Origin of the sequence: Pseudomonas syringae pv. coryli str. NCPPB 4273, assembly GCF_000972175.1 — a bacterium.
Lineage (GTDB): Bacteria > Pseudomonadota > Gammaproteobacteria > Pseudomonadales > Pseudomonadaceae > Aquipseudomonas > Aquipseudomonas syringae.
The window spans coordinates 1-8,207 of the sequence record NZ_AWQP01000084.1; the positions used below are offsets into that span (position 1 = coordinate 1).

The 8,207-nt window shown below is 61.6% G+C and carries 9 protein-coding genes; 3 read left to right on the top strand and 6 right to left on the bottom strand.

Annotated elements, in window-relative coordinates; translation table 11 throughout:
- Window positions 1–91: 91 nt before the first annotated feature.
- Both P406_RS26470 and P406_RS26475 read right to left on the bottom strand, forming a co-directional pair.
- Window positions 92–1,480, bottom strand: coding sequence for a GTPase/DUF3482 domain-containing protein (locus P406_RS26470; protein WP_046237834.1), 1,389 nt, complete (start codon window positions 1,478–1,480; stop codon window positions 92–94).
- The gene (locus tag P406_RS26475) at window positions 1,473–2,852 is read right to left on the bottom strand and encodes a DUF2868 domain-containing protein (protein WP_046237835.1); all 1,380 of its coding nucleotides are present in this window, start codon (window positions 2,850–2,852) and stop codon (window positions 1,473–1,475) included. Before P406_RS26475 ends, P406_RS26470 begins: the two co-directional genes overlap by 8 nt.
- Before the next feature lie 109 nt (window positions 2,853–2,961).
- On the opposite strand from P406_RS26475, the gene P406_RS26480 reads away from it, so the two are divergent.
- Window positions 2,962–3,474 (top strand): dihydrofolate reductase, encoded by a 513-nt coding sequence (locus tag P406_RS26480; protein ID WP_046237836.1) that lies wholly within the window; start codon window positions 2,962–2,964, stop codon window positions 3,472–3,474.
- Window positions 3,475–3,664: 190 nt separating this feature from the next.
- Window positions 3,665–4,723, top strand: coding sequence for an HAD family hydrolase (locus tag P406_RS26485; protein ID WP_046237837.1), 1,059 nt, complete (start codon window positions 3,665–3,667; stop codon window positions 4,721–4,723).
- 41 nt (window positions 4,724–4,764) lie between these two features.
- On the opposite strand, the gene trmB is transcribed toward P406_RS26485, so the two are convergent.
- The 4 genes from trmB to P406_RS26505 all read right to left on the bottom strand — a co-directional run bounded on the left by trmB (window position 4,765) and on the right by P406_RS26505 (window position 7,051).
- Window positions 4,765–5,412: a tRNA (guanosine(46)-N7)-methyltransferase TrmB gene (gene trmB, locus P406_RS26490; protein WP_217998891.1), complete on the bottom strand. Its 648-nt coding sequence runs from the start codon at window positions 5,410–5,412 to the stop codon at window positions 4,765–4,767.
- Between the two features lie 97 nt (window positions 5,413–5,509).
- Complete coding sequence (locus P406_RS26495) at window positions 5,510–6,304, bottom strand: thiazole synthase (protein WP_046237839.1); 795 nt, start codon at window positions 6,302–6,304, stop codon at window positions 5,510–5,512.
- Between the two features lie 51 nt (window positions 6,305–6,355).
- A complete protein-coding gene (gene thiS, locus P406_RS26500; RefSeq protein WP_003341343.1) occupies window positions 6,356–6,556 on the bottom strand; it encodes a sulfur carrier protein ThiS in 201 nt (66 codons plus the stop codon).
- Window positions 6,557–6,670: 114 nt separating this feature from the next.
- On the bottom strand, window positions 6,671–7,051 hold the full coding sequence (locus tag P406_RS26505) for a DUF423 domain-containing protein (protein WP_003372515.1): 381 nt from the start codon (window positions 7,049–7,051) through the stop codon (window positions 6,671–6,673).
- Window positions 7,052–7,129: 78 nt separating this feature from the next.
- On the opposite strand from P406_RS26505, the gene mtgA reads away from it, so the two are divergent.
- On the top strand, window positions 7,130–7,840 hold the full coding sequence (gene mtgA, locus P406_RS26510; RefSeq protein WP_010407207.1) for a monofunctional biosynthetic peptidoglycan transglycosylase: 711 nt from the start codon (window positions 7,130–7,132) through the stop codon (window positions 7,838–7,840).
- The last annotated feature ends 367 nt before the right edge of the window (window positions 7,841–8,207 follow it).

An 8,207-nucleotide genomic window follows, 5' to 3' on the forward strand; every position in this document is an offset into this window, starting at 1 on the left:
ACTATAGTGATCTCAAGGTTTCATCGTTCCCACGCTCCGCGTCGCATGCCGTTCTGGACGCTCTGCGTCCTGTCCTCAGCGCCGTAACAGTTCAATCCTGCAAAACCACAGCCGCCAGCTCATCAATCGCTTCCTGCCGCTCAGCCTGATTCGGTTTGGGCTGCGGGTTGAGTGTCGACCACTGCGGGTGGGCGCGGGCGCGTGACAGGGGTTCGGGGATTTTGCCTTTGCGCCAGGTCTTGTCCTGCGGTGTGGTCAGTTCGATGCTGTGCAGCGCAGCGTGGCCCCTGACACCCAGCGCCAGCAGCAAGTGGCGCTGACGCAGGGCGAGCAGGCGCAGTACCGCATCGTCGACGGTCAACTCTCTGCGCCCCTTGAACTTGCCGATCAACCGGCCCCCGTAGCTGCGCGCTGTGGATAACGCACCACCGGCAATCGCCCCGACCAGCGCCGCCGCACCCAGCGTCACACCGCCGACCATCAGGTCGACCCCTGCCCCGGCCGCCGCGCCAACCGCTACACCGCCGCCAACGCGCACGCCCATCAACTTCAGGGTTTCCGGGTTGAACAGGTCATCGCCCCAACGGCCATCCATCAACGGCAAATCGCTGCTGGATACATCATCCTTGCGAAACGCATACAGCTTGAGCAGCGCCTCGACGCACTGCTGTTCGCGCTGCCGAACCGCCTTGCGCAACGCTTCCACAGCCTGCTGCTCCTGGTCGGCGGTGGTTTCGACACTGCGCCGGCAAGCTGCGCAATCAATCAGCAGTTCGGCGATCAGGCGAGCGGCGCTGTGGCGTTTGGCTGTGCGCTGTTTTTCCTGATCGTCAATCAGCCGCTCAAGCCGAGGCCGCGCGCTTTCCAGCAACAGCGCCAGGCTTTCATACAGACGACGGCCGCCGTCTTCCGGGGGCGCCACGCTGTCGAAACGCACCAGCGCATGCAGGCCCAAGCGTGAAAGCGCTTCGCGCCACTCCGGCTCGCGGTGCTGCTGCGCACTGACGAAATTCAGTACCGGCAGCAGTGGCTTGCCGCAGCTTGCCAATACCGCCAGTTCGTCACGGTATTTGGCCAGTACCGGCTCACGCGCATCGATCACATAAAGACCCGCGTCCGAATCGAGCAACTGGCGCATGACCTTGGCCTCCTGCTCAAAACGCTGGCGTGCCTCGCTGCCCTCCAGAAAGCGTGCCAGTCGCGCCGGTCCGTCCAGACGCTCGCCGGGACGGTCCAGGCGCTCCAGATAATCGAGCAGCGCGATAGCGTCTTCCAGGCCAGGCGTGTCGTACAACTCGACCAATGCCTCGCCGTCCACAGAAAGATGTGCGCCCTCGACATGGCGCGTCGTGCTGGGACGATGGGACACTTCGCCGAAACTGACATCACCCGTCAGGGTACGCAGCAGCGAGGTCTTGCCGACGTTGGTATGACCGACCACCGCCAGCCTGATCGCACGAGTGCTGTCTGCTTCAGTCATGGCCTGTCTCCAGCCAGTTCAAGGGCGCACTGTCGGCGTGCGGCAACTGCAATTGATCCAGCGCGACGTGCCAGTCGCCGAGGCGCTCGGGGTCAAGCCTCTGCCCGGCAGGCGCGGGCAGCAGCCAGATGCGCGCTGCACCGGCGCAGCGTGCCAGTTCGGCGATCAACGCCAGACTGCCACGGTCCGGTGAGCGGCGCGGGTCGCAGGCGATCACCATGCGCGCAGGCGGATACTGGGTCAGTTGCTCCAGCAGCTTGTGGCGCGACTCACGGCTGTCGAGGATGCCTGCATCGGCAACACCCGACGGCAGCGCTGGCGGCCAGACTTGCTGATCATCCAGTTCGATGGCCACCAGCAGCGCGCCGTTGCTTTCGGTTGCTCCTGCGCCGGACTGCACCTGATGCAGCGCAGCAGGCTCGGCATCGTTGACACCCAGACGCTCGCTGCTGGGCATCAGGCGCTCACGCAATTCAAGGTATTCGGGCAAATCCAGATCAAGGCGCAGCGCCGCCCTGCCCTGCTTCCAGCGCCACAGGCAGAACCCGGCCAGCAACAGCCGCGGCACGATGCCATACACCAGCAGCACACCGACCAGCCAGGCCGCCCAGGCCTGACGCGCGTTCTCGATACTCATTGCGCCATTGCCGCTGGCACGAATCATGGTTTCGTCCGGCACGCTGAACCCCAGCCACGCCGGGATCGTACTGAGCATCTGGGTTAGGCTGACGAACGTGTCGCTGCTCAGAATGGTGGTTTCCCAGACAAACCCGTAACGTCGGGTCGCCATCAGCATCAACAGCAACAGCAGCGCAGTGAGTAACGCCAGCAGCCACAGGCTGTGAACCACCAGCCCCAGCGCCCAGCGATTCAGGCGCTGGCGTTGCAGCAGCAACACCAGCGCGGGGGCGAGCTGCGCGGCCTGGGCGTCACGGGCGAGCTTTTCACTCAGCCACAGCCACACTCGACCCAGCCCGCTATTACTGCGCCCGGCGAAGATCAGGCCCAGCGCCCAGGTCAGCAACAGCACAAGGTTCAACCCCAGCAGGCTGCCCAGCGCCCAGAACACATTGACCGGTGCCTGCCCGTCGCCCATTGCGGCGAACGCCAGGCCCGCGCCACTGATGACCGAGAGCACCGCCAGCACAATCAACGCCAACCGCGCGCCCTGCTTCCAGTGGTGCAGTGCGCCAAGCATGCCGTCGCGCTGCGCCAGGCCGAGGGCGCGGTGGGTAATGCGCGCCGTCAGGTCGCCTCCGGCAGCGCGGGCACGGCGATTGGCTTCCAGATCATCCAGCACGCCAGCCTGCTGTTCACGCAGGCGCACGGCTTCGGTCAGCCAGAGGGTATCGAGGGGGGTCAGTGCAGTCACACAGTGTCTCTTGATTGAATTCAGCGGTGAGCATAACCGCAGTCATGGGACTGAGCACGGCGCATGTCAGTTCATTCGCCTGCCCTGCGACCTCTGATATCCTCGCGACATGAAAACTCATCTGCCCCTCAGCCTGATTGCCGCCCTTGGTGAAAACCGAGTGATTGGCGTCGACAATTCCATGCCCTGGCATTTGCCGGGGGATTTCAAATATTTCAAGGCAACGACGCTCGGCAAGCCGATCATCATGGGCCGCAAGACTTGGGATTCGTTGGGCCGTCCGCTGCCCGGCCGCCTCAATCTGGTGGTCAGCCGCCAGACCGACCTGCAGCTTGAAGGCGCAGAAGTCTTCGCTTCGCTGGACGCCGCCGTCGTGCGCGCCGAGCAGTGGGCGCAGGAACAGGGTGTCGACGAGGTGATGCTGATCGGCGGCGCGCAGCTTTACGCTCAAGGCCTCTCTCAGGCAGATCGCCTGTACCTGACTCGCGTGGCGCTGAGCCCTGATGGCGACGCGTGGTTTCCGGAATTCGATACGGCGCAGTGGGCGCTGGTATCCAACACCGAAAACGCCGCCGTCGATGACAAACCGGCTTACAACTTCGAAGTGTGGGAACGGGTCTGATCAGCAATTTTCGGCGCAACTGCGGCCGCTGACGAAAAACTGCAATAAAAGTGTCGTTTTTGGTTTCACTGTCGCAAATAAAGGGGCAAACGGCGTCATTTGGCCTTTTTTGGGTCGCTGACGTACTTTTGCCTTCACAATAATTTGTTACGGTCTGCCCCTTCGTTTTTTCGACAAGGGGAAATCGCCTATGAAACTCGTGCCAAAACTGTTGGCCGCGGCCGTCTGCTTCGGGCTTGCCAGCCAGGCTATCGCGGCCACCGAACTGAAGCATTGGCCCGAGCCTGCCGCCAAGGCGCTCGACGCGATGATTGCGGCGAATGCCAACAAGGGCAATTACGCCGTCTTCGACGTGGACAACACCAGCTACCGCTTCGACCTCGAAGAGTCGCTGCTGCCGTACATGGAAAACAAAGGTCTGATCACCCGCGAAACACTCGATCCCTCGCTGAAGCTGATCCCCTTCAAAGACACCGCCGAGCACAAGGAAAGCCTGTTCAGCTACTACTATCGTCTTTGCGAAATAGACGACATGGTCTGCTATCCGTGGGTCGCGCAGGTGTTTTCCGGCTTTACGCTTCAGGAGCTCAAGGGCTACGTCGATGAGCTGATGGCCCTGAAAAAGCCGATCCCTGCGACCTACTACGACGGCGACACCGTCAAGCAGCTCAATGTCGAACCGCCGCGGGTATTCACCGGGCAGACCGAGCTGTACAACAAGCTGATGGAAAACGGCATCGAGGTGTATGTGATGACCGCCGCGTCCGAAGAGCTGGTGCGTATGGTCGCTGCCGATCCCAAGTACGGCTACAACGTCAAACCGCAGAATGTGATCGGCGTGAGCACGCTGCTCAAGGACCGCAAGACAGGCGAACTGACCACCGCACGCAAGCAGATCACGGCGGGCAAATACGATCCGAAAAGCAATATGGGCCTGGAGCTGACGCCATACCTGTGGACGCCGGCAACCTGGATGGCGGGCAAGCAGGCGGCCATCCTGACCTACATCGATCAGTGGAAAAAACCGGTCCTGGTCGGCGGCGACACCCCGACCAGCGACGGCTACATGCTGTTTCACAGCGTCGATGTGAGCAAGGGCGGCGTGCACTTGTGGATCAACCGCAAGGACAAGTACATGACCCAGCTGAACGGCATGATCAAGGACAATGCCGAAGCTCAGGCCAAGGAGAAGCTGCCGGTCACGGCGGACAAGAACTGGGTGATCGTCAAGCCGGACGAGATTCAGTAAGCGACACAACATTGCGGGTTGCCAGCAACCCGCAAGCCCGGTCAGTCGACTTTCTCGAACTTCAGATCCCAGACGCCGTGTCCGAGCTTCTCGCCACGGCGCTCGAACTTGGTGATCGGCCGTTCCGCAGGGCGCGGGACGTACTGGTTGTCTTCGGCCTGGTTGCGATAACCGGGCGCAACGCTCATCACTTCCAGCATGTATTCCGCGTAAGGGCCCCAATCGGTGGCCATGTGGAACACCCCGCCGACCTTCAGCTTGCTGCGCACCAGTGCGGCGAATTCAGGCTGCACGATGCGGCGCTTGTGGTGACGACTCTTGTGCCACGGGTCCGGGAAGAACAGCATCAGACGATCCAGGCTGTTGTCCGCAACGCAGCGGTTCAGCACTTCAATGGCGTCGCAATCGTAGACACGCACATTGGTCAGCCCCTGGGTGAGTACGCCATTGAGCAGCGCGCCTACGCCTGGAGAGTGCACCTCGACACCGATGAAGTCATGCTCGGGAGCCGCAGCGGCCATTTCCAGCAGCGAGTGGCCCATGCCGAAGCCGATTTCCAGCGTACGCGGCGCAACGCGACCGAACACCTGATCGAAATCCACCGGTGTGTCGGTCAGCGACAGCCCATACAACGGGCGGCCTTGATCGAGGCCGCGCTGCTGACCTTCGGTCATACGGCCAGCTCGCATCACGAAACTCTTGATGCGGCGGTGCGGGCGCTCTTCGCCTTCTTCGACAGCAGGCGACTCTGGGTGCGGAACGTGCGAATCAGTCATCAACGGGCTCTTACTTGATCAGGCCATCCAGCGGCGAAGACGCGCTGGCATAGAGTTTTCGTGGCATGCGCCCGGCGAGGTAGGCCAGACGACCGGCAATTACCGCGTGCTTCATGGCTTCGGCCATCATCACCGGCTGCTGGGCGTGGGCGATGGCCGAGTTCATCAATACGGCTTCACAGCCCAGCTCCATCGCGATGGTGGCGTCGGAGGCAGTACCGACGCCGGCATCGACCAGCACCGGCACTTTGGTTTCTTCAAGAATGATCTGCAGGTTGTACGGGTTGCAGATGCCCAGGCCGCTGCCGATCAGGCCGGCCAGCGGCATGATTGCGATACAGCCGATTTCGGCCAGCTGGCGGGCGATGATCGGGTCATCACTGGTGTAGACCATTACGTCGAAGCCGTCCCTGACCAGGATCTCGGCGGCCTTGAGGGTTTCGATCACATTCGGAAACAGGGTCTTCTGATCGGCCAGCACTTCGAGCTTGACCAGATTGCGCCCGTCGAGCAATTCGCGGGACAGGCGGCAGGTGCGTACGGCCTCGGTCGCATCGAAGCAGCCAGCGGTGTTCGGCAATATGGTGTAGCGATCAGGCGGCAGCACGTCCAGTAGGTTCGGCTCGCCGGGGTTCTGGCCCAGGTTGGTGCGGCGCACGGCAACGGTCACGATCTCGGCGCCCGAGGCTTCGATGGCCAGACGGGTCTGTTCCATATCGATGTACTTGCCGGTGCCTATCAGCAGGCGCGACTCGAAAGTCCGACCGGCCAGGACGAAGGGCTTGTCGCTGCGAACATTGCTCATCGGAAATCCTCATAACGTGCAGATTGGGTTGGGCGCAGTGCGGATTGCGAACTAGCCACCGCCAATGGCATGAACCACTTCGACCTGATCGCCCTCGCTCAGGACGGTCGTCGCATGCTGACTGCGCGGCACGATATCCAGGTTCAGTTCCACCGCGACCCGGCGCCCTGCAAGGTCCAGACGGGTCAGCAATGCCGCGACGGTTTCGCCATCGGGCAATTCATGGGGTTCGCCGTTCAACTGAATGTGCATGCGAGAGCAGCCATCATTTTTGGGGGGCCAGCATTCTAGCCCGATCAGCCGGTATGACCAAGGCAAAGCCACGCCATTCGTCTCAAGCGCGCCTGCTTTGCGAGGCGCAGACACTCAAGGAGGCGAACCCAGCCTCCAGGCCGCCAGACCCAGCATCGACCAGCCGAACAGAAATGCCAGACCACCGAACGGCGTGATGATGCCCAGCTTGCTGAACCCGGTAAGGGTCAAGGCGTAGAGGCTGCCGGAAAACAGCAGAATACCGACCGCGAAGGAGAATCCGGCCCAGGTGATCAGGCGTCCGGGAATGTGCGTCGCCAGGATCGCCACGCCGAGCAGGGCCAGCGCGTGAATCAGCTGATAAAGCACACCGGTGTGGAACACCGCCAGGTACTCGGCACTCAGGCGTTCCTTGAGGCCGTGGGCGGCAAATGCGCCCAGAGCGACACCAGTGAAGCCGAAGAAGGCGGCCAGCATCAAAAAGCTACGAAGCATCAGGAACTCCAGAAAAATCGTCGGAAGGCGCACGGTCTGTATAATGGCCCGCTCAACGGGTTCGGCCAAGCCATCTCTATGCTGCAGTCTATTCTTCGTCGCCTCTTCAAAGCCCTGCTGTGGTTCGCCGCAGGCAGTGTTCTCGTGGTTCTGGTTCTGCGCTGGGTACCGCCACCGGGCACCGCGCTGATGGTCGAGCGCAAGGTAGAATCCTGGTTCGACGGCGAGCCTATCGACCTGCAACGCGACTGGGAACCGTTGGACAAAATCTCCGACAACCTGAAAATCGCAGTCATTGCCGGCGAAGACCAGAAATTCGCCGAGCACTGGGGTTTCGACGTCGACGCGATTCAAGCGGCCATTCTGCATAACGAGCGTGGCGGCTCGATACGCGGCGCCAGCACCCTCAGCCAGCAGGTGTCGAAAAACCTGTTCCTGTGGTCCGGCCGCAGCTACCTGCGCAAGGGGCTGGAAGCCTGGTTCACCCTGCTGATCGAGCTGCTCTGGTCCAAGGAGCGCATCCTTGAGGTGTACCTCAACAGTGTCGAGTGGGACGAAGGTGTATTCGGCGCCCAGGCTGCGGCGCAACATCACTTCCGCACCAACGCCAGCGCGCTGTCGGCGCAGCAGGCCAGCTACCTCGCCGCCGTCCTGCCCAACCCGCGCCAGTGGAGCGCCAGCCACCCGAGCAGCTACGTCTCTCGCCGCGCCGGCTGGATTCGTCAGCAGATGCGTCAGTTGGGTGGGGATGAGTATCTGCAGGGGCTAAACAGCAGCCGTCGGTGGTGATGTTTGCGCTCGGTTTCAATGGCCTCTCGCTACCTACGTTCAAGCATGAGAACGGGCCTTTGTAGGAGCGAACTTGTTCGCGAAGGCATTGTTTCGAACGACAAATCTTCTGCGACTGTACGGGCCCTTTCGCGAACAAGTTCGCTCCTACGTTTGGGCATGGGAGCCGGATGGCTTTTGTAGGAGCGAACTTGTTCGCGAAGGCATTGTTTCAAACGACGAATCTTCTGCGACTGTACTGGCCCTTTCGCGAACAAGTTCGCTCCTACGTTTGGGCATGGGAGCCGGATGGCTTTTGTAGGAGCGAACTTGTTCGCGAAGGCTTTGTTTCAAACGACGAATCTTTTGCGACTGTACTGGCCCTTTC